31 protein-coding genes are annotated in these 24586 nt (G+C 67.3%); 29 read left to right on the top strand and 2 right to left on the bottom strand.

The annotated features are described in order from the left end of the window. Window positions 1–65 precede the first annotated feature (65 nt). From flgB to F1C58_RS15640, 25 genes are all read left to right on the top strand, one after another. The gene (gene flgB / locus F1C58_RS15760; protein ID WP_185201977.1) at window positions 66–407 is read left to right on the top strand and encodes a flagellar basal body rod protein FlgB; all 342 of its coding nucleotides are present in this window, start codon (window positions 66–68) and stop codon (window positions 405–407) included. Continuing rightward, window positions 407–799 (top strand): flagellar basal body rod protein FlgC, encoded by a 393-nt coding sequence (locus tag F1C58_RS15755; RefSeq protein WP_185201976.1) that lies wholly within the window; start codon window positions 407–409, stop codon window positions 797–799. Before flgB ends, F1C58_RS15755 begins: the two co-directional genes overlap by 1 nt. After that, window positions 799–1122 (top strand): flagellar hook-basal body complex protein FliE, encoded by a 324-nt coding sequence (gene fliE / locus F1C58_RS15750; protein WP_185201975.1) that lies wholly within the window; start codon window positions 799–801, stop codon window positions 1120–1122. Before F1C58_RS15755 ends, fliE begins: the two co-directional genes overlap by 1 nt. After that, complete coding sequence (fliF, locus tag F1C58_RS15745) at window positions 1122–2768, top strand: flagellar basal-body MS-ring/collar protein FliF (protein WP_185201974.1); 1647 nt, start codon at window positions 1122–1124, stop codon at window positions 2766–2768. The genes fliE and fliF overlap by 1 nt, the downstream gene beginning before the upstream one ends. Further along, window positions 2765–3784 carry a flagellar motor switch protein FliG gene (gene fliG, locus F1C58_RS15740; protein ID WP_185201973.1) on the top strand — a complete coding sequence of 340 codons (1020 nt, stop codon included), beginning with the start codon at window positions 2765–2767 and terminating at the stop codon, window positions 3782–3784. The genes fliF and fliG overlap by 4 nt, the downstream gene beginning before the upstream one ends. Further along, entirely contained in the window at window positions 3774–4379 is a 606-nt protein-coding gene (locus tag F1C58_RS15735) for a FliH/SctL family protein (protein WP_185201972.1), read from the top strand. The genes fliG and F1C58_RS15735 overlap by 11 nt, the downstream gene beginning before the upstream one ends. Next, entirely contained in the window at window positions 4376–5719 is a 1344-nt protein-coding gene (locus F1C58_RS15730) for a FliI/YscN family ATPase (RefSeq protein ID WP_185201971.1), read from the top strand. The genes F1C58_RS15735 and F1C58_RS15730 overlap by 4 nt, the downstream gene beginning before the upstream one ends. Further along, window positions 5719–6153, top strand: coding sequence for a hypothetical protein (locus F1C58_RS15725; protein ID WP_185201970.1), 435 nt, complete (start codon window positions 5719–5721; stop codon window positions 6151–6153). The genes F1C58_RS15730 and F1C58_RS15725 overlap by 1 nt, the downstream gene beginning before the upstream one ends. Beyond that, entirely contained in the window at window positions 6150–7481 is a 1332-nt protein-coding gene (locus F1C58_RS15720) for a flagellar hook-length control protein FliK (protein ID WP_185201969.1), read from the top strand. The genes F1C58_RS15725 and F1C58_RS15720 overlap by 4 nt, the downstream gene beginning before the upstream one ends. 12 nt (window positions 7482–7493) lie before the next feature. Then, on the top strand, window positions 7494–7937 hold the full coding sequence (locus tag F1C58_RS15715; RefSeq protein WP_185201968.1) for a flagellar hook assembly protein FlgD: 444 nt from the start codon (window positions 7494–7496) through the stop codon (window positions 7935–7937). Window positions 7938–7968: 31 nt separating this feature from the next. Next, window positions 7969–9141 (top strand): flagellar hook protein FlgE, encoded by a 1173-nt coding sequence (locus F1C58_RS15710; protein WP_185201967.1) that lies wholly within the window; start codon window positions 7969–7971, stop codon window positions 9139–9141. Between the two features lie 284 nt (window positions 9142–9425). Next, window positions 9426–9713 carry a flagellar FlbD family protein gene (locus F1C58_RS15705; protein WP_185201966.1) on the top strand — a complete coding sequence of 96 codons (288 nt, stop codon included), beginning with the start codon at window positions 9426–9428 and terminating at the stop codon, window positions 9711–9713. Continuing rightward, window positions 9713–10534 carry a motility protein A gene (locus F1C58_RS15700; protein ID WP_185201965.1) on the top strand — a complete coding sequence of 274 codons (822 nt, stop codon included), beginning with the start codon at window positions 9713–9715 and terminating at the stop codon, window positions 10532–10534. The genes F1C58_RS15705 and F1C58_RS15700 overlap by 1 nt, the downstream gene beginning before the upstream one ends. 6 nt (window positions 10535–10540) lie before the next feature. Further along, entirely contained in the window at window positions 10541–11509 is a 969-nt protein-coding gene (locus F1C58_RS15695; protein ID WP_185201964.1) for a flagellar motor protein MotB, read from the top strand. Between the two features lie 38 nt (window positions 11510–11547). Continuing rightward, window positions 11548–12441, top strand: coding sequence for a flagellar motor switch protein FliM (locus tag F1C58_RS15690; RefSeq protein ID WP_255461159.1), 894 nt, complete (start codon window positions 11548–11550; stop codon window positions 12439–12441). Next, a complete protein-coding gene (gene fliN, locus F1C58_RS15685; protein ID WP_255461158.1) occupies window positions 12438–13139 on the top strand; it encodes a flagellar motor switch protein FliN in 702 nt (233 codons plus the stop codon). The genes F1C58_RS15690 and fliN overlap by 4 nt, the downstream gene beginning before the upstream one ends. Window positions 13140–13141: 2 nt before the next feature. After that, a complete protein-coding gene (locus F1C58_RS15680; protein WP_185201963.1) occupies window positions 13142–13600 on the top strand; it encodes a flagellar biosynthetic protein FliO in 459 nt (152 codons plus the stop codon). Between the two features lie 137 nt (window positions 13601–13737). After that, window positions 13738–14484 carry a flagellar type III secretion system pore protein FliP gene (fliP, locus tag F1C58_RS15675; RefSeq protein WP_185204198.1) on the top strand — a complete coding sequence of 249 codons (747 nt, stop codon included), beginning with the start codon at window positions 13738–13740 and terminating at the stop codon, window positions 14482–14484. Next, entirely contained in the window at window positions 14481–14756 is a 276-nt protein-coding gene (gene fliQ, locus F1C58_RS15670; RefSeq protein WP_185201962.1) for a flagellar biosynthesis protein FliQ, read from the top strand. The genes fliP and fliQ overlap by 4 nt, the downstream gene beginning before the upstream one ends. 1 nt (window position 14757) lies before the next feature. After that, window positions 14758–15516 (top strand): flagellar biosynthetic protein FliR, encoded by a 759-nt coding sequence (locus tag F1C58_RS15665; RefSeq protein ID WP_185201961.1) that lies wholly within the window; start codon window positions 14758–14760, stop codon window positions 15514–15516. Between the two features lie 2 nt (window positions 15517–15518). Then, window positions 15519–16619: a flagellar biosynthesis protein FlhB gene (locus F1C58_RS15660; protein WP_185201960.1), complete on the top strand. Its 1101-nt coding sequence runs from the start codon at window positions 15519–15521 to the stop codon at window positions 16617–16619. A gap of 2 nt (window positions 16620–16621) precedes the next feature. Further along, window positions 16622–18667, top strand: a complete 2046-nt coding sequence (locus F1C58_RS15655; RefSeq protein WP_185201959.1) for a flagellar biosynthesis protein FlhA — start codon at window positions 16622–16624, stop codon at window positions 18665–18667. Beyond that, window positions 18645–19502, top strand: coding sequence for a hypothetical protein (locus tag F1C58_RS15650; protein ID WP_185201958.1), 858 nt, complete (start codon window positions 18645–18647; stop codon window positions 19500–19502). The genes F1C58_RS15655 and F1C58_RS15650 overlap by 23 nt, the downstream gene beginning before the upstream one ends. A gap of 4 nt (window positions 19503–19506) precedes the next feature. Then, entirely contained in the window at window positions 19507–19776 is a 270-nt protein-coding gene (gene csrA / locus F1C58_RS15645; protein ID WP_185201957.1) for a carbon storage regulator CsrA, read from the top strand. Window positions 19777–19926: 150 nt separating this feature from the next. Next, on the top strand, window positions 19927–20265 hold the full coding sequence (locus F1C58_RS15640) for a hypothetical protein (RefSeq protein WP_185201956.1): 339 nt from the start codon (window positions 19927–19929) through the stop codon (window positions 20263–20265). Between the two features lie 9 nt (window positions 20266–20274). On the opposite strand, the gene F1C58_RS15635 is transcribed toward F1C58_RS15640, so the two are convergent. Continuing rightward, a complete protein-coding gene (locus F1C58_RS15635; RefSeq protein WP_185201955.1) occupies window positions 20275–20823 on the bottom strand; it encodes a GAF domain-containing protein in 549 nt (182 codons plus the stop codon). A gap of 234 nt (window positions 20824–21057) precedes the next feature. Between F1C58_RS15635 and F1C58_RS15630 the strand changes: the two genes are divergently transcribed. From F1C58_RS15630 to F1C58_RS15620, 3 genes are all read left to right on the top strand, one after another. After that, a complete protein-coding gene (locus F1C58_RS15630; RefSeq protein ID WP_185201954.1) occupies window positions 21058–21726 on the top strand; it encodes an ANTAR domain-containing protein in 669 nt (222 codons plus the stop codon). Between the two features lie 34 nt (window positions 21727–21760). Further along, the gene (locus F1C58_RS15625) at window positions 21761–22516 is read left to right on the top strand and encodes a GAF and ANTAR domain-containing protein (RefSeq protein ID WP_185201953.1); all 756 of its coding nucleotides are present in this window, start codon (window positions 21761–21763) and stop codon (window positions 22514–22516) included. Window positions 22517–22639: 123 nt separating this feature from the next. Continuing rightward, window positions 22640–22807, top strand: coding sequence for a hypothetical protein (locus tag F1C58_RS15620; protein ID WP_185201952.1), 168 nt, complete (start codon window positions 22640–22642; stop codon window positions 22805–22807). Between the two features lie 266 nt (window positions 22808–23073). Here F1C58_RS15620 and F1C58_RS15615 read toward each other — a convergent pair whose 3' ends face one another. After that, window positions 23074–23592: a MarR family winged helix-turn-helix transcriptional regulator gene (locus F1C58_RS15615; RefSeq protein WP_185201951.1), complete on the bottom strand. Its 519-nt coding sequence runs from the start codon at window positions 23590–23592 to the stop codon at window positions 23074–23076. Between the two features lie 150 nt (window positions 23593–23742). On the opposite strand from F1C58_RS15615, the gene F1C58_RS15610 reads away from it, so the two are divergent. Further along, window positions 23743–24561: a bacteriorhodopsin gene (locus tag F1C58_RS15610; protein ID WP_185201950.1), complete on the top strand. Its 819-nt coding sequence runs from the start codon at window positions 23743–23745 to the stop codon at window positions 24559–24561. Window positions 24562–24586: the final 25 nt, after the last annotated feature.

Raw genomic sequence — 24586 nt, 5'->3', positions numbered from 1 at the left:
CATGGATTGCCCGACTCGAGGCCACGGATCGGCCGTCAGGACATTGACGACGAAACGGAAGCGCTGTGCTCGAATCCGTCACCTCTGCGGCGCTCGGTAGCGCGCTCGATGGCCTGGCGTTGCGCCAGCGCACCATCGCCGACAACATCGCGAACGTCAACACGCCCGGATACCACGCCAAGCGTGTCGTGTTCGAGGCGGCCCTCGCCAAGTCCGTCGCGAACGGTAACGGTCACGTGGTGGCCCAGACCAAGCGCTCGCTCGAGCCGACCCTCATCGACAGGAACAACGTCAATCTCGATACCGAGACGCTGTCGAACGTCGACACCGTGCTGCGGTACCAGTTCGCGACCCAGGCCGCCGGCAACGAGTTCTCGGCCATGCGCGCCGCCCTGAAGAGCAGCTGATGACCTTCGACGCGATCGGTATCGCCGGCACCGGACTCACCCTGCACCGCAAATGGCTCGACGCCGTCTCCGACAACCTCGCCAACATCAACACGGTCAAGCCGACGAGCGGCCCAGCCTTCCAGGCGCGCTACGTCGAGGCTCAGGAGGGCGCGGGCAACAGCGGCGCCTACGTGAAGGGCATCGCCTACGGCAACGCCGACGGTCGCCTCGTCTACGAGCCGGCCAACCCCCTCGCTGACAAGGACGGCTACGTGAAGTACCCCGACATCGATCTCGCCTCCCAGATGGGCCAGCTCATCATGGCCCAGCGCGGCTACCAGGCCAACGCGGCGGTCGTCGACCGCGCGAAGGAGACCTACCAGGCCGCCCTCCAGATCGGTCGTTCCTGATGGACCTCTCCTCGATCGGCTCCGTCTCTGGCGTCTCCGGCGTTTCCGGGGTCTCCGGCACGAGTGCCCTCTCCGCGACGAGCGGCACCAACGCGACCAGCGCCACGAGCTTCGCCAGCGAACTCGGCGGCGCCGTCGACAACCTGCAGCAGCTGCAGTCGACCTCCAACTCCCTCGCGATCCAGGCGGTCACCGGCAATCTCTCCGACATCCACAACGCCACGATCGCCTCGACCCGGGCCCAGGTGACCCTCGAGCTCGTGGCCGCCGTGCGCAATAAGGGTGTCGACGCGTTCAACGAAATCATGAGGATGCAAGCCTGATGCCCGCTCCGCTCAGTTCGGTGCTCCGCCGACTCACCCACACCATCCGCGAGTTCACTATCGCGCAGCGCACCGTCGCGATCATCGGTGTCGCCGTGCTCGTGCTCGGAATCGCCGCCCTCTCGTTCTGGGTCACCCGCCCCCAGCTGAGCCCGCTCTTCTCGGGCCTCAGCGGCACCGATGCGAACACCCTGGTCGAGCAGCTGCGCACCGACGGTGTTCAGTACGAGATCACCGGCGGCGGCGGCACGATCATGGTTCCGGAAGAGAGCGTCTACGCGGAACGTCTCAAGGCGGCAGCGGCCGGCCTTCCCTCGTCATCGACGGGCGGCTACTCGCTGCTCGACAAGATGGGCGTGACGGCATCCGAATTCCAGCAGAACGTCACCTACAAGCGCGCGATCGAGGGCGAGCTCGCCAACACGATCGAAGCGATGAAGGGCGTGAAGACCGCCTCCGTGCAGCTGGCGATCCCCAAGGACACCGTCTTCGTGTCGGAGAAGACCGACCCGACGGCATCCGTCTTCATTGCGACCGACAACGGCGTGACCCTCAACGACAACCAGGTGCAGGCGATCGTGCACCTCACCTCCTCTTCCATCGACGGCATGAAGACCAGCGATGTCTCGGTCGTCGACGCCCAGGGTCTCGTGCTCTCCGCCGCGGGAGTGGATGTCGCCGGCAGCGGCTCGAAGCAGGCTTCGGACTACGAAGATCGCGTGCGCGGTTCGGTGCAGGCGATGCTCGACAAGGTCGTCGGACCGGGCAACGCCACCGTCGTCGTCGCGGCCGATGTGAGCCAGAACTCCGGCCAGCGCACCGCCGAGACGTTCTCGACCCCGGATGGCGCACCGGCCCTCAGCGAGTCGGCTCAGAACGACGGCACCGGCACCGGCTCGGGCAGCGGAGTGAACGGAGCGGCCGGAATTCTCGGGCCGGACAACATCGCCGTGCCGAGCGGCACCTCCACGACGGCTCCGACCACCGGCACCACGACCGGAACGACCGGCACCACCGGCGCGACCTCGATCACGAAGAACAACGCGATCAACAAGGTCACCGAACAGACCACCATCCCGGCGGGGTCGATCACCCGCCAGACCGTCTCCGTGGCAGTGAACAAGGCGATCCCGGGCATCAACAAGGCCAACCTGATCTCGCTCGTCAATGCAGCCGCCGGCATCGACACGACGCGCGGAGACTCGGTGGCGATCGAACTGGTGTCCTTCAACACCGCGGGAGCCGCCGCCGCGACGAAGGCGCTCGCCGCCGCCGATGCCGCTGCGAGTGCCGACCGCACGGCCGGTCTCATCCGCACGGCCGTCACTGCCCTGGCCATCGCGCTGCCCATCATCATCGCCCTCTTCCTCATCTCCCGCCGGTTCAAGAGCCGCAGCCAGGAGGATCGCGAGCTGCAGGAGATGACCGAGCTCGCCGAGCTCCGCGCCATGATGAGCGACCAGACGCGCCCGATCGCGCTCACCGCGACCGAGCCGCCGGCCGCCCTCACCTACACGCAGGTTCCCCTCATCGAGCCGGGGGATACCGAGCGCAAGCGCGCCGAGATCGACGCCCTCGCCGGCAAGGACCCGGAGCGCACGGCCGAGATCCTTCGCGGCCTGATGGAAGACCGGCAGCCGGCATGAACGAACCAGTCCTGACCCTCTCGGGCACGCAGAAGGTCGCCGTCGTGCTCATGAACATGGACCAGGCGCGTGCCGCTGCGGTCATGAAGCAGTTCAATGAGACCGAGGCGGAGGAGATCGCGGCCGAGATCATCCGGTTGCGTCGGGTCGACACCATCGTCTCCGAACGCACCATCCTCGAGTTCCACGAGCTCGCCACGAAGGGCGGACGCAAGTCCCACGGGGGGCGCGAGTTCGCAGCGGGCCTGCTCGAGGCATCCTTCGGGGCCGAGAAGGCCGCCGGTGTGATGAACCGAGTCGCCTCGTCGATGGCGGGCAAGGCCTTCGAATTCCTCGACACCGCCGAGACCGGGCAGCTGCTCACCCTGCTCGACGGCGAACTGCCGCAGACCGTCGCGCTCGTGCTCGCGCACCTGCGCCCCGACCACGCCTCCCCGGTGTTCGCCGCTCTCGACGACGGGCTCCGTACCGACGTCGCCAAGGCCATCGCCACGATGGGCACCGCCACCCCGGAAGCCGTGCGGGTGGTCGCCGACACCCTCAAGGTGCGCGCGAGCGCTGTCGTCACCGCGCGGGACACCGTCGAGATCGTCGGCGGTGTGCAGGCCGTTGTCGACCTGATCAACCGTGCGGATGTCTCGACCGAACGCTCCGTACTCGACGGGCTCGACGGGCTCGACCCGACCCTCGCGGAAGAGGTGCGTTCGCGCATGCTCACCTTCGCCGACCTCGTGAAGTTCGATCGGAAGGATGTGCAGCAGGTGCTGCGCGGTATCGACTCGAGCATTCTCGCCGTGGCGATGAAGGGCTCCGACGAGGCACTCATCGAGGTCATCCGCGCCAACATCTCCGAGCGCAACCGCGAGATCCTCGAAGACGAGATCGCCTCCCTCGGCCCGGTGAAGATGACCCAGGTCGAAGAGGCCCGCGCCGAAGTGGTTCGCGCGATCCGCAACCTCGAGGCCGAAGGCATCATCACCCTCCAGCGCGGAGAGGAAGAGGAATATGTCGCTTGACTTCTTTCCCATGACCTTTCCGGCGCTGCCGGCCACTCCGGAGCAGGACAGGGCGGATGCCGACAATCGCGCCGCCGGGCACGCGGCCGGGTACGCGGCCGGGCTGCGCGCCGCGGGTGCAGAGCTCGCCGGGCAACGGGCCGCCCTCGACGCGGAACATCGCGCCGCACTGCTGCACGACGCCGCTCGCACCGACCGGGCGATCGCGGTGCTCACCGCCGCGGCGCAGGCGCTCGACAGCCGGCTGCTGCCGGTGGTGTCCGACGCGCAGGACGCGATCGCGGCCTCCGCCCTCGACCTCGCCGAGACGATCATCGGCGTCGAACTCGCCGCCGGAGAACGGTCCGCGAAGGCGGCACTCACCCGCGCGCTCGCCGTGGTCGATCCCGCGGCCATCACGACCATCCGCATGAATCCGCTCGACCTCGGTGTGCTCGACGAGGCTGTGCGGGTCGCCTCTGGCGTCTCCTTCACCGCGGATGCCTCGATGGCCCGCGGCGACGCCATCGCCGAGCTCCCGCTCGGTTACGTCGATGCCCGCATCGCAACCGCGGTGCTCCGCGCTCGCGCGGCCATGCTCGGGGAGGTCTCATGACCACCACCTGGCGACCGAACGCCGACAGCTTCCGCACGGCACTTGCCGCCGCCCGGCCCGAACGAGTGGGCGTCGTCTCCTCCATCGTGGGTCTCGGCCTGGAGATCAGCGGCCTGGACTGCGCCATCGGCGACCTCGTGCGCGTCGGTGACAGTGTCGCCGACGGCGGCACCGGCTTCCTCGACGCCGAGGTGATCGCCACGACGCCCTCGGGTATCCGGTGCATGCCGCTGAGCCGCCTCACCGGCGTCAATGCCGGTGCCCCGGCCCGCTCCCGGGGACTCCCGGTGCTCGTGCCGACCGGCAACGGCCTCTTCGGTCGCGTGATCGACGGCCTCGGCCGGCCCATCGACGGCAAGGGGCCGCTCGACATCACCCGGCTGGTCTCCATCGACAACGACAGCCCGTCGGCGATGCACCGCGCGCGCATCGACACTGCGCTGCAGACCGGCGTGCGCGTGCTCGACACTCTCACGACCATCGGCAAGGGCCAGCGCATGGGGCTCTTCGCCGGATCCGGGGTTGGCAAGTCCTCGCTGCTCTCCATGATCGCCCGCGGCACGGATGCCCAGGTCTCGGTGATCGCGCTGGTGGGCGAGCGCGGCCGTGAGGTGCGCGAATTCCTCGAGGACGACCTCGGCGCGGAGGGCCTAGCCCGCTCGATCGTTGTCGTCTCCACCTCCGACGAGCCCGCGATGATGCGCCTGCGCGCCGCGTTCATGGCCACCCGCATCGCGGAATCGTTTCGGGACCAGGGCGCGGATGTCATGCTCATGATGGACTCCCTCACCCGCGTGGCCATGGCCCAGCGCGAGATCGGACTCTCCGTCGGCGAACCGCCGGCGACCCGCGGCTATCCGCCGTCGACCTTCTCCCTGCTCGCGCAGCTGCTCGAGCGAGCCGGGACAGCGGAGATCGGATCCGTCACCGGCATCTACACCGTGCTGGTGGATGGCGACGATCACAACGAGCCGATAGCGGACGCTGCACGATCCTTCCTCGACGGTCACGTCGTGCTCGATCGCAAGCTCGCGGTGGCCGGACACTTCCCCTCCATCGACGTGCTCGGCTCGATCTCCCGGGTCGCCACGCGGGTGATCTCTCCTGAGCAGACGCAGTCGGCCCAGGTGCTCCGCAAGACGCTCGCGGCCCGTCGCGCGGCCCAGGACCTCCTCGACGTCGGCGCCTATCAGCGCGGCGCGAACCCCCTCGTCGACGCCGCCGTCGACCACGAATCGTCGATCAACGCGTTTCTCCAGCAGAGGATCAGCCAGCAGTCGACCAGCGACGACGCGTGGGCCCAGCTCACCTCGCTCGTCAGAACCCTGGAAGGCAACTGATGGCTCGCTCATTCCCGCTCGCCGGACTCCTCCGGCTGCGCCACGTGCAACAGGACCAGGCCGCGATCGACCTCTCCGCGGCGAACGCGAGGGTCGCGGAAGGCACCGCGCGCCAGCGACGGGCCCGATCCACTCTCGGCGCGACCTCCAGCGAGGCCACCAGCGCCGCCGTGCTCTACGCGGTCGCGGCATCCCGCGCCGCCTCCCGCAGCATGCTCGCCGAACTCCAGGCGCTCGACTGCGACCACCGCGCCTCCCTCGATGCCGCGAACATCGCCTTCACGGCCGCCCGCGCACGGTCCATCGGGCTCGAGAAGCTCGAGGTGCGGTTCGATGACGCTGTGGCGGGCGGCATGCTCGTCGCCGAGCAGGCCGTGCTCGATGAGATCTCGTCCACCAGCTGGCACCGCACCCGGGAGGTGGACGCCGGATGACCCCCGTCGCACTTTCCTCCGCACCGACCGCGGCTGCCGCGGCATCCACCTCGAGCGGCACGTCCTCTGCCACAGACTCCGGCGCCGGTTTCGGTGCCGCGATGGCGGATGCCACGACCGCCGCACAGGCGTCCGCCGATAGCGGTGACGCGACGGCAGGCTCCGCGTCGTCGCCTTCTCCTGCAGTCTTGGCGGCACCTGCGGTCACCCCCTCGCCGTCCTCGCCGGATTCGCTCGCGGCCGTCGCTGCGGTGATCCAGGGACCGGCCTCGTCGCCCTCTCCCGCAAGTCCGGCCTCTCCCGCAAGTCCGGCCTCTCCGGCAAAGGACGCCGCGAAGGAGGCAGCTGACACGACGTCACCCACGGCGGACCAGCCGGTGCCGAACGCGTTAGCGTTTCTCGTGCCGACCCCCACTCCGCTGCCCATCGCGGTTTCGGGGACGGATGCCTCGGCCACCACGCCGTCGGCACCATCCGCCGCGCCGACATCGGTCGCCGTGAGTCCGCTGTCGGCGACAGTCTCCGCCTCTGAGACTGTTTCCGGCGCAGCCGGCGTCGCTCCCCGCTCGCCGGCCGTCGCTCTCGCGGCCCGTGCAGCAAGTCCGGCGGCGGATGTCCCCACCTACACTCCGTCGGCATCCTCCGCCGCGCCGACTGCGGTCGCCGCGGCTCCGCTACCCGCAACATCGACGGCACCCTCACTGTCGGCCGCAGTCGGGACTCCGGCCCCGCTCACGGCCGCCCTGGTCCCGACGGCATCGACCCCTGTCGCATCCGCCGTCTCGGAGACCCGCACCAAGCCGGCACCGACCATGGATGCTTCGACGCCGGTGTCGATCGCGCCCATCGCGACCGCCCCGCGGCTCGACGCCGTCGTCGCACCGACTCCCGCGGCAGCCCCCGCGCCCGCACAGAACACCCCATTCACGGCGCAGCTCGCCCGACCGATCTTCACTCTCGCCACCGCCGGACCCGGCTCCCACACGATGACCCTCAGCGTCACGCCGGATGCGCTCGGTCCGGTGACGGTGCAGGCGCACGTGAGCCCGGACGGCATCCGGGTCGAGCTCTTCGCGCCGACCGACCTGGGGCGGGACGCGATCCGCGCCATCCTCCCCGACCTGCGCAAAGACCTCGGTGCGGCCGGAGTCGGGGCGAACCTCGACCTGTCGTCGCAGAACCAGCCGAGCGATGCGGGCGATCGGCGCGGCGACACCGCCCCTCGACAGGAGCGTGCCTATGTCGTGCCCGTCGGGATCGTCGCCGACGACGCCGTGGCCGAGCGGGTCGGCATCCACTCCACTTCATCCATCGACGTATTGGCTTAGGAAGGCAGATTCATGGCAATCGACGGAATCACCGGCACGGTATCGACGGCCGCGGCCGACGCGGCATCCGGGATCTACAGCGGATCCACTACCCGCGCCCCCAAGCAGACCATGGACTCGGAGGTGTTCATGAAACTGCTCGTCACCCAGCTGCGCACCCAGGACCCCAGCGCACCGATGGACACCAACCAGATGATCTCCCAGACCACCCAGCTGTCGATGATGGAGAAGATGACCGAGCTCAGCACCACGAGCACGGAGGACTTCTCGCTGCAGATGCGCATCGCCGCCGCGGCGATCGTCGGCAAGCAGGTCAGCTACTCGGATGCCGCGGGCGTGAGCCACACCGGCACCGCCTCGAGCGTCTCCTTCGCCGGAAGCGTTCCCCAGGTGAAGATCGGCGGCGTCGACGTCGCACTCGACACCATCTCTGGCATCACCAGCACGTCCGCTTGATCCACCACTTCAAACCGAAAGGCAACACCTCATGCTTCGTTCACTGTATTCCGGGATCTCCGGACTCCGCTCGCACCAGACCATGCTCGACGTCACCGGCAACAACATCGCCAATGTGAACACCACGGCGTTCAAGTCCTCGGCCACCCAGTTCCAGGACACCCTCTCGCAGCTCACGCAGGGGGCGGGCGGCCCCCAGGAGCAGATCGGTGGCACCAACCCGGCGCAGGTCGGCCTCGGCGTGCGCGTCGCGGGCATCTCCACCAACTTCTCGCAGGGATCTGCGCAGTCCACCGGGCGCGCGACCGACATGATGATCTCTGGCGACGGCTTCTTCGTCACCAAGACGGGAAACCAGACCCAGTACACCCGCGCCGGGTCGTTCGACTTCGACGGCGCCGGTCGCCTGGTCACTCCGGACGGATCCATCGTGCAGGGCTACACCGCCACCAATGGCGTCGTCGCCGACGGGGGAGCGGTCAGCGACATCACCCTTCCCCTCGGTATCGTCGCCCCGGCGGTCGTCACCACCTCGAGCACCCTCTCCGGCAACCTCCCCGGCGACGCCGCCGTCGGCACCGCGCTGGTGCGCGACGTGCAGGTCTACGACGCCACCGGCGGCGCACGCACCGTCTCGCTCAACTTCACCAAGACCGCTGCCGGCTGGGATGTCGCGGGCACCGACCCCAACGGATCCACCGGCACCGCAGCACTCACCTTCGCCTCCGGGGCGCAGACCTCGGCGGGCACCATGACCATCGGTGGCATCGCGGTGGACATGTCGAAGCTCACTGGGTTCGCCGGGCTCACGACCGTTGCGGTCTCCGACCAGAACGGCCGCGCCGCCGGCACTCTCAAGTCGTACACGCTCTCGAAGGACGGCACACTCGTCGGATCCTTCAGCAACGGGGCATCCCAGGCCATTGCGCGCATCGTGCTCGCGACCTTCTCCAACCCCGGCGGCCTCGAGAAGGCCGGCTCCTCCGGCTACAAGGCCACCTTCAACTCGGGCAATGCCAGCCTCGGAGCTCCCGGATCGGGCAGCCTCGGCACGCTGCAGGCCGGCGCGCTTGAGATGTCGAACGTGGACCTCTCGCAGGAGTTCACCAACCTGATCGTCGCCCAGCGCGGCTTCCAGGCGAACGCCCGCATCATCACCACCTCCGACGAGGTCTTGCAGGAGCTCACCAACCTCAAGCGCTAGTCGACTCAGAAGAGCTAGAACGCCCCCGGCCACGCAGGTCGGGGGCGTTCGGCGTTCCGCCTCTAGGCGCCGCCCGACCGGCATCGCGGGTCCGCCGCAGCGTGCCTGGGACGTGCTCGGCGGAAAAAGTGGGCGACGGATCGCCACGACAGCCCGGCACCGCGACGTCCCGGCACCCCAGCATCTACCAACCAGGACATCCGCTAACGGGATCCCCGCCCCGGCCGATAGTGCCCAGTAACGGACCAGGATGGACCGGTTTCACCACCAGCAGGGATGCGCTCATGATCGTAGTTACGCGGCTCAACGACAGCCATTTTGCGATAAACCCTGATCTCATCGAGCGCATCACCGCCAATCCCGACACCACGCTGATCATGGTCGATGGTGCGAAGTACATCGTCACGGAGTCGATGTCCGAGGTGATCGAGCGCATCTCCCGCTATCGCGCGACGGTGATCGCCCTCACCCATGAACTCTCGGCGAGCGGACACCAGCAGCGCTCGCTCGAGCTGGTCGAGAACGACGACGACACCGACAATCCCGTACCGCTGCGACCGAGGAAGATCTGATGGACCTCGCGACGATCATCGGCATCCTGACGGCCTTCGGGGCCCTCTTCGCGATGCTCACGCTCGAAGGCTCCAATGTGAGCGCCATCCTGCTTCCGGCACCGATGGTGCTGGTGTTCGGGGCGACGATCGCCGTCGGCATCGCCGGCGGCACGATCAAAGACCTGCTCCTCTCGGTCAAAGCGGTGCCGCGGGCCTTCACGGGCAAGACCCAGAAGCCTCAGGTGGTGATCGACCGCCTGGTCGAGATCGCCGAGAAGGCGCGGAAGGAAGGACTGCTCTCGCTCGAGCAGGAAGCCGAGAAGGTGGATGACCCGTTCCTGCGCGGAGCGCTGCAGAGCATCGCGGATGGCGCGGACGGCGAAGACCTGCGCATGTCGCTCGAAGACGAGATCGCCACGAAGACCCGATCCGACCGCACGGCATCCAAGTTCTTCCTCAGTCTCGGCGGCTACGCCCCCACGGTGGGCATCATCGGCACCGTCGTCTCGCTCACCCACGTGCTCGAGAACCTGTCGACGCCGGGCAAGCTCGGGCCGCTCATCGCCGCGGCCTTCGTCGCCACCCTCTGGGGGCTCCTCTCGGCCAACTTCCTCTGGCTGCCGATCGGCACCCGCCTGCGTCGCCTTGCCGACCTCGAGGGGGAGCGGATGACGCTGATCATGGAGGGCGTGCTCGCCGTGCAGGAGGGCAGCCAGCCCCGACTCCTCGCCGAACGCCTGCGCGCGATGGTGCCGGCCGAGCAGTTGGGCAAGGCCGCGAACGAGAAGTCCGGCGGCAAGTCCGGCGACAAGGCCGCCGACAAGGCGAAAGCGGCGTAGCCGACCATGAGCAAGGGGCGCAAGAAGCACGCGGAGGAGCACGAGGAACACGGACCGGATGAGCGCTGGATGGCCTCGTACATGGACATGGTCACCGTCCTGATGTGCATGTTCATCGTGCTGTTCGCGATGTCGACCGTCGACGCGAAGAAGTTCGACCTGCTGCGGAACTCGCTGGCCACCGGATTCGGCCAGACCGATATCGGAAAGCTCGATACCGCCAAGGGCACGATCATCGATCCGACGAAGGCGAGCAAGACGGGCGAGAACTTCGGCGCGGGCCCCCAGACGGCTGCGGCGACCGCCGCCGCCGCAGCGAAGGCGGCCGCCACGGCGGCAGCGATCGTGGAGGTCGACAAGATCAAGGATCTCCAGGCCAAGGTGAGCGCGAGTCTCGCCGTGCAGGGGCTGCAGGGAACCGTGCAGTACACGATCGACCAGCGGGGGCTCACGATCCGCCTCGTCGACCAGCAGGCCTTTTTCGCTCCGAACAGCACGGTGCTTCAGGGCTCGGCGCCGCAGGTGCTCGACGACATCGCGCGGGTGCTGTCGCCTTCCGGCCAGGACATCGCGGTCGAAGGTCACGCCGACAGCCGCGCGACGCTGCCCCCGTACCCCACGAACTGGGAGCTCTCCTCCGGCCGTGCCGTCTCGGTGCTGCGCCGGATGGTGGAGAGCGGCGGGGTCCCCGCGGCGAAGATCGGTGCCGTGGGCTACGGCTCGTCGCGGCCGATCGCGCTCGGAACGACCCTTGCCGATTACGCGCAGAACCGGCGGGTCGACATCATCGCCCTCTCGAATGCCTCGGAAGCGGTGCGGGCGCTCATCCCCGACGTGGTGTCCGGAAAGATCCCGGGCGGCCCGCCGCCGGATGCCCCGGTCGTCACCGCGGCAGCCAGCCCGGCCTCGTGGGTACCGGTCGTCACGAATTCCGTGCCCCTGATCCTCTTACCGGCAGGCGCCTCCGGCCGATAGTGCCCTGTGTGACGGTCCAGGAACAGATTTCTATCGGCGTGCCCGCAAGATCGGGCCCGGCGGTGGAGCCCTATGACTTCCGCCGACCCACCACTCTCGCCCGAGAGCACTCCCGGGTGCTCGAGCTCGCGCTCGAGACCTTCGCCCGACAGTGGGGCACCCAGCTCACCGCCAAGGTGCGCGTGGTCTCGCAGGTCACCTGCGAACAGATCATCATGGAGACTTACGACGAGTACGCCTCCTCGCTGCCCGCCACCACCGCGATGATCCTCTGCAATCTCGAGGGGATGGATGCCCGCGCGGTGATCCAGTTCCCCGCCGCGGCCGCCCTCACCTGGGTCTCCTACATGCTCGGGAGCAACGCGGCCCAGATCGTGCCGGAGCGCAAGTTCACCCAGATCGAGCAGGCTCTCGTGCGCCGCCTCTTCGACGACGCACTCGAAGACCTCCGGTACTCCCTCGGTCCCCTGCTCGAGACCGCGATCTCCATCGACACGATCCAGTACAACTCGCAGTTCGCCCAGGCCGCCGCGACGGCGGACCTGATGATCGTGGCGACCTTCGCGATCCGGGTCGGCGACAGCTCGACGATCGCGACCCTCGCCATCCCGGCTCCCGCACTGCTTCCCCAGCTCGGGCAGCCCGCGGTTCTTGCGGCGACGGGCAACACCCGTGACCAGGTCGCATCCCAGCTGGGCTGGGTGCCGGTCGAGGTCGCGCTGAGCCTCAACCCGGTGTTCGTGAAGCCGAGCCGAGTGCTCGGGCTCGCGGTCGGTGACCTGCTCACCATCCCGCATCCCCAGCACCGCCCACTCAACCTCACCGTCGACGGCGAGACGCTCGCTCGCGCCGCCGTCGGAGCGAACGGCGCTCGACTCGCCTGCGTGGTCGTCGAAGCCACGGACAGCACCACCGAAAGGGCCAACCAGTGAAGAAGTCCACAGTCATCGATCCCCGCGCCGCGGCGGCGGAAGCGCTCGCGCGACTGCTTCCGAGCACCGCGATCCTCGAGGCCATCGCGATCCAGGGGGTGCCGACCGGCCCCTTCGACACCGCGGTGGTCGCCTCCTTCGTCGGGGAGACCTCGGCGGATCTCGCTATCGTCTTCCTCGACCCGATCGAGACTACGGATGCCGCGGTCGCGGACTCCCAGCTGGTCTCGGTCGTCGACGTACTGCGCCCGGCACTCGATGCCGCGGCCGGCACGCTCGGTTCCGGTGTGCTGGGGGACTCCCGGGTGGATGACGCCACCGCGCTCTTCACCGACCCGGCCACCGAGGTCTTCGCCCTCTCCACCGGCGGAAGCGCAGCCGGCTGGTTCGCCATCCGTGTGCGCGAGACCCTCGCCGGCGCCACCCCCATCTCGCAGGAGTCGCTCGTGAACAACCTCAGCCGCATCAACAACGTCGAAATGGCGCTCACCGTGGAGATCGGCCGCACCCGCATGTCGGTGCGCGACGTGCTCGGGCTGGAGCCCGGTGCCGTGATCGAACTCGATCGCTCCGCCGGTGCGCCGGCCGACGTGCTGCTCAACGGCCGGTTGATCGCCCACGGCGAGATCGTGGTCGTCGACCAGGACTACGCCGTTCGCATCACCCAGATCCTCGACGTCGCCGAGGGCCTGGGCTAACGATGGACACCCTCTTCGTCGCGTTGCGCGTACTGCTCTCCCTCGCCGCTGTGGTGGGGCTGCTGTGGTTTCTGCAGCGACGCATCACGAAGGGGACCCGCTCGACCCGCGCGACGAAACTCGTGAACGTGGTCACCCGACAGGGGCTCGCCCAGAAGGCATCCGTCGTCGTGATCGACGTGGAGGGCAAGCGATTCCTCCTCGGGGTCACCGAGCACTCCGTGACCGTGCTCGACGCCAACGAGCTGCCCGTGCTCGACACCGCCGCCGCCTTCGAATCGGCGTTGAGCGAGGCCGAGTCGACGCCGAGCGCGCGCAAGCCCGTCGCGACGCCCATCCCGTTCCCCCAGCAGTTCGACCCGCGCACGGGCATGCCGCGCCGGGCAGGCGCGCTCGACGGTTCGATCCTGTCCCTCGCTACCTGGAAGCGCGCGGCCGTCGCCTTGCGCTCCTCACGGTGACCGGGCAGGCCACGGTGAGCGTGCGCGAACCGCTCGGCACTCGCCACTCGCTCAGTGCACGCTTCTGGAGCGGCCCGGCCGCTCGCATCGTCGTGATCGCCCTTCTCGTGCTCGTGGTCGCCGCGGCGCTGATCCTCATGACGGGCACCGCGAGCCACGCAGCGGTTCCCACGGTGGACGCCCCCACGCCGCCGGTCGCCCCGACCAACCCCGGCGGCCTCTCCGTCGACATCAACGGACCGGATGGCACGCCCTCGTCCGCGATCGTGACCCTCGTCGGCATCACGCTGCTGTCGGTGGCCCCGGCGCTGCTGCTGATGATGACCTCGTTCACCAAGATCTTCGTGGTGCTCGCCATGGCGCGCAACGCCCTCGCGCTGCCCTCCATCCCGCCGAACCAGGTGCTCGCCGGGCTCGCCCTCTTCCTCAGCCTCTTCATCATGGCGCCGGTGATCACCGACATCAACACCCACGCGCTTCAGCCATACCTCAACGGCCACATCGACTTCACCCAGGCGATCGACCTGGCGACGAAGCCGCTGCGCACCTTCATGCTCGCCCACACTCGAGAGGAGGACCTGGCCCTCATGACCCGCGCGGCCGGGCTTCCCAACCCGAAGGACCCCTCGTCGGTATCCCTCCCCACGCTCATCCCGGCCTTCATGATCTCCGAGCTCCGCGCCGCATTCATCATCGGTTTCGTCATCTTCGTCCCGTTCCTGGTGATCGACCTCGTCGTCTCGGCCGCCCTGATGTCGATGGGCATGATGATGCTGCCGCCCGTCATGATCTCGCTTCCGTTCAAGATCCTGCTGTTCGTGCTCGTGGACGGCTGGGGTCTCATCATCACGACGCTGATCAGCAGTTATCGGGGAAGCTCATGAACCAGAACGCCGTCATGGATGTCGCGCTGCAGGGTCTGCTCATCGCCGCGAAGCTCTCCGCGCCCATCCTGGTCACCGCCCTCGTCGTCGGATTCGCCATCTCCCTCCTCCAGTCGATCACCCAGATCCAGGAGGTCACGCTCTCGTTCGTGCCGAAAGCGATCGCCGTCTCGGTGGCCCTCATCGTGTCTGGCCAGTGGATGATCTCCGAGCTCGTCGCGTTCACCCATGGGCTGTTCGAGAAGATCCCCACGCTCCTCGGCGGGGGTTGAGATGGCGTTCACCCTCAACTTCCCGTGGATCGAGGCGGTGATGCTCGCTTCGGTGCGCATGACGACCTTCCTGGTGATCGCACCCCCGTTCTCCACCAACGCCTTTCCCTTGCGCATCAAGGCCATGCTCGGCATCGGGCTCGCGCTGGCCGTCTCGCCCCGGGTCGCGAGCGGCTACATCTCGCCCGACACGGCGGGGTTCGTCGTCGGACTGCTGGTCGAACTGGTGACGGGCGCCCTGCTCGGATTCCTCGTGATGATCGTCTTCTCGGCGATCCAGTCGGCCGGCAACCTGGTCGACCTCTTCGGCGGGTTCCAGCTCGCCCAGGGCTTCGACCCGCAGATGATGATCAACGGCGCCCAGTTCGCGCGTCTGTACCAGATGACGGCTCTCGCCCTGCTCTTCGCCTCCGGCGGCTACCAGCTCATCATCGGCGGCCTCGCCCGCAGCTTCGACGCGCTGCCGGTGGCGGGCACCCTCGACCTGGCCGCCCCCATCCACGCCATCACCCTCGCCGTCGGGCAGATGCTTCTGTCGGCGGTGCAGATCGCCGGACCGTTGATCGTCGTGCTCTTTCTCGCGGATGCCGGCCTCGGCCTGCTCACCAGGGTCGCTCCGGCGCTCAACGCCTTCGCGCTCGGCTTCCCGCTCAAGATCTTCATCACCCTGTCTCTCGGTGTGTTCGTCTTCGCGGCCCTTCCGCAGATCGTCGCGGCGATCACCGGGCAGGCCGTCTCCATCTTCTCGGGGGTGAAATAGCCATGCCCGAGCCCGATTCCGGCGAAAAGACAGAACTCGCCACCGAGAAGCGCATGAAAGAGGTGCGCGCAAAGGGGCAGCTCTCCAAGTCGCAGGACCTCACGGCCTGGGTCGCCGTCGGCGTCGCCGCGGTGATGATCCCGGCGACCGTCTCTGCGGGGGCCGCCGCGACTTCCGCGCCGCTGTACCAGTTGCGCGAGGTGATGGACCACCCTGATTCGGCGCACGCGATGCAGGCACTGGTCGACGGTCTCGCCTCGGTCGGAGGCATCATCCTGCCCCTGCTGCTGGTCGTGACTATCGCGGTGCTCGTGGCGGCGGCCGCCCAGGGTGGCATCCACTTCAAGAAGTTCACCGGCAAGTTCGACCAGTTCAATCCGGTGGAGGGCCTCAAGCGCACCTTCGGAATGCAGGCGGCCTGGCAGGGGGTGAAGGCACTCTCCAAGACTGTCGTCGTCGGCATCGTGCTGCTCTCCGTCATCCAGGGCCTCATGCCCGTGCTGATGAGCGGCGGCGGCCTCCCCGCCTCCGAGCTCATCACAGCGGCGACCGATGGCACGTCCTCTCTCGTGCGCTCCGCTGTCGTCGCCGGGCTCGTGCTCGCCGCCGCCGATGTCTTCGTGATCATGCGCCGCAACCGCAAGCGCACGCGCATGACCAAGAAGGAAGTGAAGGACGAGAACAAGTCCTCCGAGGGCGACCCCATGATCAAGGGGCAGCGCCGCTCCCGCCAGCTCGCCATGAGCCGCAACCGCATGATGGCCTCGATCGTGGATGCCGACGTGGTGCTCGTGAACCCCACCCACTTCGCCATCGCCCTCAAGTACGAACCGGGCAAGTCGGCTCCCCGGGTGATCGCCAAGGGCGCCGGAGTGATCGCGCTGCGCATCCGCGAACAGGCCGAGACCGACCTCGTACCGATCGTCAAAGACATCCCCCTCACCCGCGCGCTGCACTCGGCCTGTGAACTCGGGGACGAGATCCCGGTCGACCTGTACAACGCCGTCGCCCGCGTGCTCGCCTTCGTGCTCGCGCTGCGCAAGCGCGGCTCGTCGAAGGGCGTGCACGAGATGAACCAACTAGTCGCCGCTGGAGGGCACTGACGATGAACAAGAACCTCGCGAAACTCGCGGTGCCGCTCGGAGTGGTCGGTATCATCCTGCTGCTCGTCGTGCCGATCCCGGCCTTCGTGCTCGACCTGCTGATCATCGTGAACATCATGCTCGCGCTGGTGACACTGCTCACCACGATGTTCGTCAAGAAGCCCCTCGACTTCTCCGTCTTCCCGTCACTGCTGCTGGTCGCCACGCTGTTCCGGCTCGGCCTCAACGTGGCCTCGACCCGCCTGGTGCTCGGCAACGGCTATGCGGGAGAGGTGATCGGCGCGTTCGGCCACGTGGCCGTCGGAGGCTCGATCATCATCGGTGCGGTGATCTTCCTCATCCTCGTCGTCATCCAGTTCGTGGTGGTCACCAAGGGTGCCGAGCGAGTGGCCGAGGTAGGCGCGCGCTTCACCCTCGATGCCATGCCCGGAAAGCAGATGGCCATCGACGCCGACCTCAACGCCGGGCTGATCACCGATGTGCAAGCCCGCGAGCGCCGCGCCGAGGTCTCCGCCGAGGCGGACTTCTACGGCGCGATGGACGGCGCCTCCAAGTTCGTGAAGGGCGACGCGATCGCCGGAATCATCATCATCATCATCAACATCGTGGGTGGTATCGCGATCGGGGTGATCCAGCGCGGGCTCTCCATCGGAGACGCCGTCAGCAGCTACACCCTCCTCACCATCGGCGACGGCCTGGTGACGCAGATCCCGGCCCTCTTGATGGCCGTCTCCACCGGCATGATCGTGACCCGCTCCAACGCCGAGTCCGACATGGGTTCCACCGCGGCGGCGCAGCTCGGCCAGTCCCGCTTCGCGCTCATCATCGCCGGAGTAGCCGCCATCCTGATGGCATTCATCCCGGGCATGCCGATCATCCTCTTCCTCATCGTCGGCGCCTCGCTCATCATCATCGCCCAGCGCATCAAGGCCCGTGAAGCAGTGAAGAGGCTCGAGGTCGAGACGGCGGCCATCGCCGACCCGGCGATCGGCACCACCACCGAGAACCTCATCGAGCAAATGCGCGTGCATGCCCTCGAGATCCTGCTGGCTCCCGACCTCGTCGATCTGGTGTCGGATGCCTCGGACGACCTGCTCGCCCGCGTGCGGTCACTCCGCCGCAAAATCGCGATGGACATGGGTCTCGTCGTGCCCCCGGTGCGCACCAGGGACAGCATCGAGCTTCCCCCCTCCACCTACGTCATCCGCATCGCCGGCGTCGAGGCGGGCCGGGGCATCGCGCCCTCCGGCAAGGTGCTCGCGCTCGGGGACGCCCTCGATCCACTGCCCGGCGCCGTCACCCTCGAGCCTGTGTTCGGACTCGCGGGCAAATGGGTGCCCAGCGAGATGCGTCACAGCGCGGAGATGACCGGCGCCACCGTGATCGACCGGGTCTCCGTCGTCGTCACCCACCTCTCGTCGATCATCATGGGCAACGCCGCGCGCCTGCTCAGCCGGGAAGACGTGCGGGTGCTCACCGAGGGCGTCAAGGAGATCAACCCCGCCGCCGTCGACGAACTCGTTCCGGGGCTCCTCAGTCTCGCCGAGGTGCAGCGGGTGCTGCAGGGTCTTCTGGTCGAGCAGGTGCCCATCAACGACCTCCCGCGCATCTACGAGGCGCTCTCGCTGAGGGCGAAGGTCTCGGCCGACCCCGAGGGCCTCATCGAAGCCGCTCGTGCGGCGCTCGGCCCGGCCCTCAGTGCCCGTCACCTCGACGGCCAGACTCTTCACGTGATCATGATCGACCCCTTGCTCGAGCAGTCCATGCTCGAGGGCCTGCGTCCCTCGGAGCTCGGCACCCAGATCCTCATCGACCAGCACGCGCTCGAGTCGCTGCTCGGATCGGTGCGCGACGTGGTCGCTCGCGTGGAGGGCACCGGCATGTCTGCGGTGCTGGTCTGTGCGCCGGCCCTGCGACCAGCCATCCGTCGTTTGGTCTCCGCCCAGTCTGGGGGACTGCCGGTGCTGTCGTACCAGGAGGTCACGTCGGCGAATGTGAATATCGAGACAGTGGGGGTGGTGCGCGGTGCCGAGTCGATATCAGCTTGAGGGTGCGTCGCTCGATGAACTGAATGCCCGCGTGCTCGCCGAGCACGGTCCGTTGGCGAAGGTCATCGCGGTCAAGGCGGTCACTTCCGGGGGGATCTCCGGTTTCTTCGCCTCTCGTCGCTACGAGATCGAGGTGGATGTGCCCGACGGCACCGCCCGGGACGCTCATACCTTCGACCTGCCCACCCGGGCAGGAATCGCCCGTCTGCTCGACGACGCGGATACCGCCGAGGCGATCTCGCACTACGGCGATCTCATCCCCCGTCTCTCCACCCACTCGGTGGACTTCGACTCGATCATGGCCGATCTCACCTACAACACGGCAGCGATCGTGCCGCTCATCGATGGGCCGACGGTGTTCCGTCAGACACCCCTCGAGGCGGCGGGCGACCTCGTCGTGGTGATCGGGCTGGGCGACGACCCCCTGCAGGTGGCACGGGACATGTCCCAGGCCTCCGGGTTGCGCGCCCTCAGCATCGCCGGCGCCGTCAGCGCCGACGGCTATTTCCGGGTGAAGGACCGCATCAGCGCGATGGCGGCACGGGCCGCGGGCGTTCGGGAGAGGCACAGCGCGTTCATCGCGCTCGGCATCTCCCGGTCCGGGCTCGATGCAGACGCGATCGCCGCTCTCGAGTACCTCAAGGCCGACCAGGTCTGGGTGGTCGTGGATGTCGGGCGCAAGCCGGATGACACGGCCCGCTGGGTGCGCGCGGTGCAGTCCCACGTGCACGTCGATGCGATCGCCGTCACCGGCAGTGAGACCACCGATACGCCGGAGTCGGTGCATCAGCTCGGCATCCAGGTCGGCTGGCTGGAGAGCGGTTCGGTAGGCTGAGACGATGCTGGTGTTGACCCGTAAGGCGGGCGAGAAGATCGTGATCGGTGACGACATCACCATCACCATCCTCGACGTGCGCGGTGACGGCATCCGCATCGGCATCGATGCCCCTCGCGGCATCAAGATCCAGCGCGAAGAGGTGCTGCTCGCTGTCGCCGAGGCGAACGTGGCGGCCGCCGCCGCGGACGATTCCGTCGAGGATCAGTTGAAGTCCGCGCTCGGTCTCGCGCCCCATCCCGGCACAACGCATCCCGAAGATCCGGCCCCCTGACCCGCATTTTTATGGGGGACAATCCGGGGTACAAAACGTGTCCCCTCTACTGGGGACTGTGACTCTTCCCGGGGATGCAGCATCTTGTACTGAGGGAACCCACTCTTCTACCACCCGAAAGGGTTTCCCGGTGTATCGAGAGAAAGCAACATGATGAGCCCCGACGCGAAGGTCCACTACCTCACTCGCACGACGTTCGATCCGGACGACTCGACAGTGCAGGCCCGCGCCATCGTCGACGCCGAAATGAACAACCGCATGGACCTCGTGCACCAGCTCGCCGTGCGTCTCAGCGCACTCGAGGCCACCATCGCCGCCGTGGATGCCGCCCGCCACGCCGCGATCGCGGCCGGCTGGACCGAGTCCCAGCTGCTCGACCTCGGTCTCGGGGCCGTCGAGAACTCCAAGCAGTCCTCCGGTCGCCGCGTCGCCCGCACCGAGAGCGAGTCCACCCTCGGTGCCGCTCTCGCCGCCGAGCTGGCGAGCTGAGCCGATCCGCTACCCGGCTAGAGGGGAAGCCGGTTCTTCGCGGTTGTTCGCGTTCCAGATGGCGATCGCGGCCATCTCCGTGAACGAGCTCAGCAACTGCTCGTCTTCCGCGCTGAATTCATCGGGTCCATCTCTGCCGAGGTAGAGGGTACCGAACACCTCGTCGTCGAGTTGCACCCGCAGCTGTGTCGTGCGCTCCTCGGTCGGCCGCTGCGCGTCGCTTCTGCAGCGCACCTGGCTGGCCGCCCGTCCGTCCGAGGCGTAGACGTCGAAAACGCCCGAGCCCGCCTCGACCAGGGCGACCGCCGAATTGACGATTCCACCCAGCAGGGCCGTGCGATCCCGGTAGCGGGCAATGCTGCGATTCGCCGCTAGAAGCTCCCGAAGGCGGGTCTGGGTCGTCAACACCCGTTGGGCCGCCATCACGACGACATCAAGGGACTGGTCGAGCCTGGCACGCGATTGAGCAGCGAAGATCAGAGTGTTTCGCGCCCTGGTGGCCTCGGCTATCGACGAGGCGGCTCCCCGGTCTGCCTGAGTGGCGGAGTTCCTGTACATGTCTCTCCCGGATAGGTGCAAACGACTACTGCCGGGGTTCAGAGCGAGTACCAGAATTCTAGTGGAGGGTGTGGTCAGGGTCAACGCGCCCTACCGGTCGCGAGGTTGTACGGTTAGGCGCGTGCGCAGCATCGACTGCGTGCACAGTCGACGCGTTGTTCCGGTGCCGAATGTTCTGTGAACCATGTTCGAGGGCCTCCGATGGGTAACCCCGGCACCACTGACGATCCAGACTTGTCCGAGCTCGAGGGCTGGCGGTGGGGCGACGACCTCTGTCGGCCGTTCGTCGATCAGCTCCCCGTGACCGGTGCCTCGATCTCGGTGATCGGCACGCTCGCTCGACGCATGACCGTGTGTTACAGCGACACGGTCGCCGCGCAGCTCGAGGGTCTGCAGTTCGACCTGGGGGAGGGGCCGCAGTGGGAGGTCATGAAGACCGGCCTACCCGTTCTCAGCCCCGACCTCTCGTTGCGGAACACGGCGAACTGGCCGGTCTTCGGCAGCGCCGCCGCCCGCCTCGGGGCTGCAGCGGTCTTCGCCTTTCCGATCGCCGTCGGCGCCGTCACCGTCGGCGTTGTCGACCTCTACCGAACCACCTCCGGAGCGCTGGACGGGCTGATGTTCGCGCTGGCTCGTTCCCTTGCAGAGCAGGTCGCCGCTCCCGCGGTGAAGGCGGCGATCAGCTCGGCCGAAGAGGACCAGGCGCTGGAGAATGCGGGCACTCCCACGATGCGCCGAGAGGTGCATCAGGCCACCGGCATGATCATTGCGCAACTGGAGGTCAGCGCCGCCGAGGCCTTCTCGTTGCTGCGCGGCCATGCTTTCGTCTCGGGTCGCTCCGTGGAGGATGTCGCCAGTGATGTCGTCGCGAGACTTCTCGACTTTCGTCAACTACCCAACTGACCACCGGATACGATGTGCAAGACGGGAGTGGCTCATGGGCACGATGTCTAGAGAAGCGCGGCTGAACGCGGCATTCGTCATGGTCGCGGATACTCTCACCGCCGACTACGACGTGGTCGACCTCCTGCACACCCTGGTGAGGGAGTGCACGGAAATCGTCGATGCGCAGGCCGGCGGGCTCATGCTCGCGGATGGCAACGGTCAACTCCAGGTCGTGGCATCCACCAGCGAGCGCGCAGACCTGGTCGAGGTCATGCAGCTCGCCGCCGGAGCCGGCCCGTGCGTCGACTGCTTCACCAGCGGCCGGGCGGTCTCCGTGCCCGACATCCAGGCATCGACGGAGGACTGGCCCGATTTCCGGGCGGCAGCACTCGAGCAGGGCTTCCTGTCTGTGCACGCCACGCCGATGCGCCTCCGTGGAGAGATCATCGGCACGATGAATCTCTTCCGCACCTCCACCGGTACTTTGAAACGTCGCGACGCCGCCGTCGCGCAGGCCCTTGCGGATGTCGCGACCATCGGCATCCTCCAGGAGCGCATCGCCGCCCAATCCCAGCTGGTCACCGAGCAGTTGCAGCGAGCTCTCGACAGTCGAGTGCTCATCGAGCAAGCCAAGGGAGTGCTGTCCCACTCCGGCGAACTGTCGATGGAGGACGCGTTCGTGTTGCTGCGTGCTCATGCGCGGAATAACAATCTCAGCCTCCGCGTCGTTGCGGAAGGGGTCGCAAACCGCACTCTCGACCTCATCCCTAAGCTCGCCAACGCGGCGAAACCGGGTGCGGCCCGCTGACCGGCCCGCGGGGCGCACCGAAGGTCCAAAGTCCTACAGTCTCGGGGTGATTCGGCGCTAGCGTGGGGTGTTGCTCCAGATCGCCGGCAGCGTCTCACTCGCAGACTGCTCATTGGAGACCACATGGATACCGCAACAGTTCCCCTTTCCGTGGCGGCAATCCGGCCCGCCGACGCTGCGCGAACGGCACTCCATTCGACTGAGTCGATCATCGTCGTGTGCGGCCTGATCGCCGTGGTGACCACCATCGCGTTCTCCCTGCTTGCCGCGATCGGCGCTGGGACACTCTGACGGGGCCCGGGACGGCTCTCCCGCACACGCAACTGCCCGTCACTGGAGGCCTCCCCTGAGCAAGCGGGTCGACGTCGGCACCCGGTGACGGGCAGATTGTCGGGTTGGTGTGGAGCGTGTCAGGTGCTGCGGGGTCTATCCGTGATTCGTTGGATTATCAAGCAACTCGATTATCAAGCTAAATCCTCCTGAGATCAAGGGGAGGGCCCCGCTCTTTGCGGGGATGCGGCGGTCGACCGAATTCTTCTGACGGCCGCGCTGTCTACTCAGAGGTGGGTCGCTGAACCGGTGCTGCCCGAGCGGAGAGGTTCGCGCGGCTCGGCTGTGTCGGACCAGGTCGAGTGACGCACCATCGAGCGGGCGACCGACTGCAGGGTTCCCGAGAAGGTCGCGAGCTCTTCTGGGCTGAGTTCGCTCGTCGCTGCCTCGAGCAGATCCACGAAACCGCGGTGCACATCGAGCATCATCTGGTGTGCAAGCGGCGTGAGTTCGAGGTACAGGCTGCGACGATCGTTCGGGTGATCGACCCGGTGCATGAGCCCCGCCTCGACGAGGCGACGCGAGATGAAGGTGACCGCCGCGGTGGTCATGTCCAGGTAACCGGCAAGCTGCTTCGGAGTGACGCTGACTTCGGCAGCGACGCGGAACAGGGCGCGGAGTTCGCTCGGTGAGAGCCCGGCATCCTCTCCGATTCGCTCGCGGTTGCGCTGCATCACATTGACGAATTCCACGGCCGCGGCCGGGAAGCCGTCGAGGGTATGAGACTGACCAGTCTCTGTACTCATGAGACCTCCTGTCTCTTAGCGGATAAACCAGTTTAGGGGGAGCGGAAGATAGTAGCCTCACCAGTCGATGTCAACCATTTGACTTTCCTACTAACTTATCGTTTTAATTAGATAATTCAATCACTTTCACACCCGTCCAAGGAGGACCCAGTGATTCCCGACATTCTGTCGCAGGGGCAATACGCCACCGTTTACAACTTCCTGTCGCTTGTCATCGCGTCGCAGTTGTTCACCGCAGTGTTTCTGCTCATCTCCCTTCCACGGATCCTGCCGCGCTACCGGCAAGCGATCACGGTTGCGATCATCGTGTGTGGCATTGCGGCCTATCACTACTTCCGCATCTTCGATTCGTTCAAGGAAGCCTTCGTCTCTAAAGCTGTCGGCGGAAATGGCAACTACAGCCAGGCGGTCGGGGTCTCGTTCAACGAGGGCTACCGTTACGTCGACTGGCTGCTGACGGTCCCGCTGCTGCTTGTCGAGCTGGTCGCGGTGCTCGCGCTCGCGCGCAAGGTGCAGTCTGGGCTGCTCATGCGCCTGGTGCCGGCCGCGGCGCTCATGATCGCGCTCGGCTACCCGGGTGAGATCAGTGGCGACAACGGCCTCCGCGGTCTCTTCGGCCTCCTCTCCACGATCCCGTTTGCGTACATCCTCTACGTGCTCTTCGTGCAGCTCACCAAGTCGCTCAACACGCAGCCACCCTCGGTTCGCAAGACCCTCGGCCGGCTTCGGTTCCTGCTCCTGCTCAGCTGGGGCGTCTACCCGATCGCCTACCTGCTCCCGCTCCTCAACATCGGCGGTGCGGATGCCTGGGTGTCGAAGCAGGTCGGCTACTCGATCGCAGACATCGTTGCCAAGGCCGTCTACGCCTTGATCATCTTCGGAGTCGCCAAGGCGAAGTCCTACGAGGAGAACCCCGAATTCGCGGCAGTAGAGTCCGCGCACGACGACGTGCCTGTTATCCGCAAGTAACAGACACGTTCGCCACCGCCGCTCC

This window comes from Glaciihabitans sp. INWT7 (assembly GCF_014217685.1).
In the GTDB taxonomy this organism is placed as follows: domain Bacteria; phylum Actinomycetota; class Actinomycetes; order Actinomycetales; family Microbacteriaceae; genus Lacisediminihabitans.
Note: the sequence above shows the minus strand (reverse complement) of the source record. Positions and strands in the feature narration are given on the sequence as shown.

What these genes read in the sequence shown, in the direction of transcription:
- F1C58_RS15715 (WP_185201968.1), top strand. Translation starts at nt 7,494, where the DNA reads ATGGCAATCGACGGAATCACCGGCACGGTATCGACGGCCGCGGCCGAC.
- F1C58_RS15710 (WP_185201967.1), top strand. Translation starts at nt 7,969, where the DNA reads ATGCTTCGTTCACTGTATTCCGGGATCTCCGGACTCCGCTCGCACCAG.
- F1C58_RS15640 (WP_185201956.1), top strand. Translation starts at nt 19,927, where the DNA reads ATGATGAGCCCCGACGCGAAGGTCCACTACCTCACTCGCACGACGTTC.
- F1C58_RS15705 (WP_185201966.1), top strand. Translation starts at nt 9,426, where the DNA reads ATGATCGTAGTTACGCGGCTCAACGACAGCCATTTTGCGATAAACCCT.
- F1C58_RS15730 (WP_185201971.1), top strand. Translation starts at nt 4,376, where the DNA reads ATGACCACCACCTGGCGACCGAACGCCGACAGCTTCCGCACGGCACTT.
- F1C58_RS15660 (WP_185201960.1), top strand. Translation starts at nt 15,519, where the DNA reads ATGCCCGAGCCCGATTCCGGCGAAAAGACAGAACTCGCCACCGAGAAG.
- F1C58_RS15665 (WP_185201961.1), top strand. Translation starts at nt 14,758, where the DNA reads ATGGCGTTCACCCTCAACTTCCCGTGGATCGAGGCGGTGATGCTCGCT.
- F1C58_RS15625 (WP_185201953.1), top strand. Translation starts at nt 21,761, where the DNA reads ATGGGCACGATGTCTAGAGAAGCGCGGCTGAACGCGGCATTCGTCATG.
- fliQ (WP_185201962.1), top strand. Translation starts at nt 14,481, where the DNA reads ATGAACCAGAACGCCGTCATGGATGTCGCGCTGCAGGGTCTGCTCATC.
- F1C58_RS15620 (WP_185201952.1), top strand. Translation starts at nt 22,640, where the DNA reads ATGGATACCGCAACAGTTCCCCTTTCCGTGGCGGCAATCCGGCCCGCC.
- F1C58_RS15655 (WP_185201959.1), top strand. Translation starts at nt 16,622, where the DNA reads ATGAACAAGAACCTCGCGAAACTCGCGGTGCCGCTCGGAGTGGTCGGT.
- F1C58_RS15695 (WP_185201964.1), top strand. Translation starts at nt 10,541, where the DNA reads ATGAGCAAGGGGCGCAAGAAGCACGCGGAGGAGCACGAGGAACACGGA.
- F1C58_RS15725 (WP_185201970.1), top strand. Translation starts at nt 5,719, where the DNA reads ATGGCTCGCTCATTCCCGCTCGCCGGACTCCTCCGGCTGCGCCACGTG.
- fliP (WP_185204198.1), top strand. Translation starts at nt 13,738, where the DNA reads ATGACGGGCACCGCGAGCCACGCAGCGGTTCCCACGGTGGACGCCCCC.
- fliG (WP_185201973.1), top strand. Translation starts at nt 2,765, where the DNA reads ATGAACGAACCAGTCCTGACCCTCTCGGGCACGCAGAAGGTCGCCGTC.
- F1C58_RS15720 (WP_185201969.1), top strand. Translation starts at nt 6,150, where the DNA reads ATGACCCCCGTCGCACTTTCCTCCGCACCGACCGCGGCTGCCGCGGCA.
- F1C58_RS15615 (WP_185201951.1), bottom strand. Translation starts at nt 23,592, where the DNA reads ATGAGTACAGAGACTGGTCAGTCTCATACCCTCGACGGCTTCCCGGCC.
- F1C58_RS15735 (WP_185201972.1), top strand. Translation starts at nt 3,774, where the DNA reads ATGTCGCTTGACTTCTTTCCCATGACCTTTCCGGCGCTGCCGGCCACT.
- fliE (WP_185201975.1), top strand. Translation starts at nt 799, where the DNA reads ATGGACCTCTCCTCGATCGGCTCCGTCTCTGGCGTCTCCGGCGTTTCC.
- fliF (WP_185201974.1), top strand. Translation starts at nt 1,122, where the DNA reads ATGCCCGCTCCGCTCAGTTCGGTGCTCCGCCGACTCACCCACACCATC.
- F1C58_RS15680 (WP_185201963.1), top strand. Translation starts at nt 13,142, where the DNA reads ATGGACACCCTCTTCGTCGCGTTGCGCGTACTGCTCTCCCTCGCCGCT.
- F1C58_RS15755 (WP_185201976.1), top strand. Translation starts at nt 407, where the DNA reads ATGACCTTCGACGCGATCGGTATCGCCGGCACCGGACTCACCCTGCAC.
- F1C58_RS15700 (WP_185201965.1), top strand. Translation starts at nt 9,713, where the DNA reads ATGGACCTCGCGACGATCATCGGCATCCTGACGGCCTTCGGGGCCCTC.
- F1C58_RS15635 (WP_185201955.1), bottom strand. Translation starts at nt 20,823, where the DNA reads ATGTACAGGAACTCCGCCACTCAGGCAGACCGGGGAGCCGCCTCGTCG.
- csrA (WP_185201957.1), top strand. Translation starts at nt 19,507, where the DNA reads ATGCTGGTGTTGACCCGTAAGGCGGGCGAGAAGATCGTGATCGGTGAC.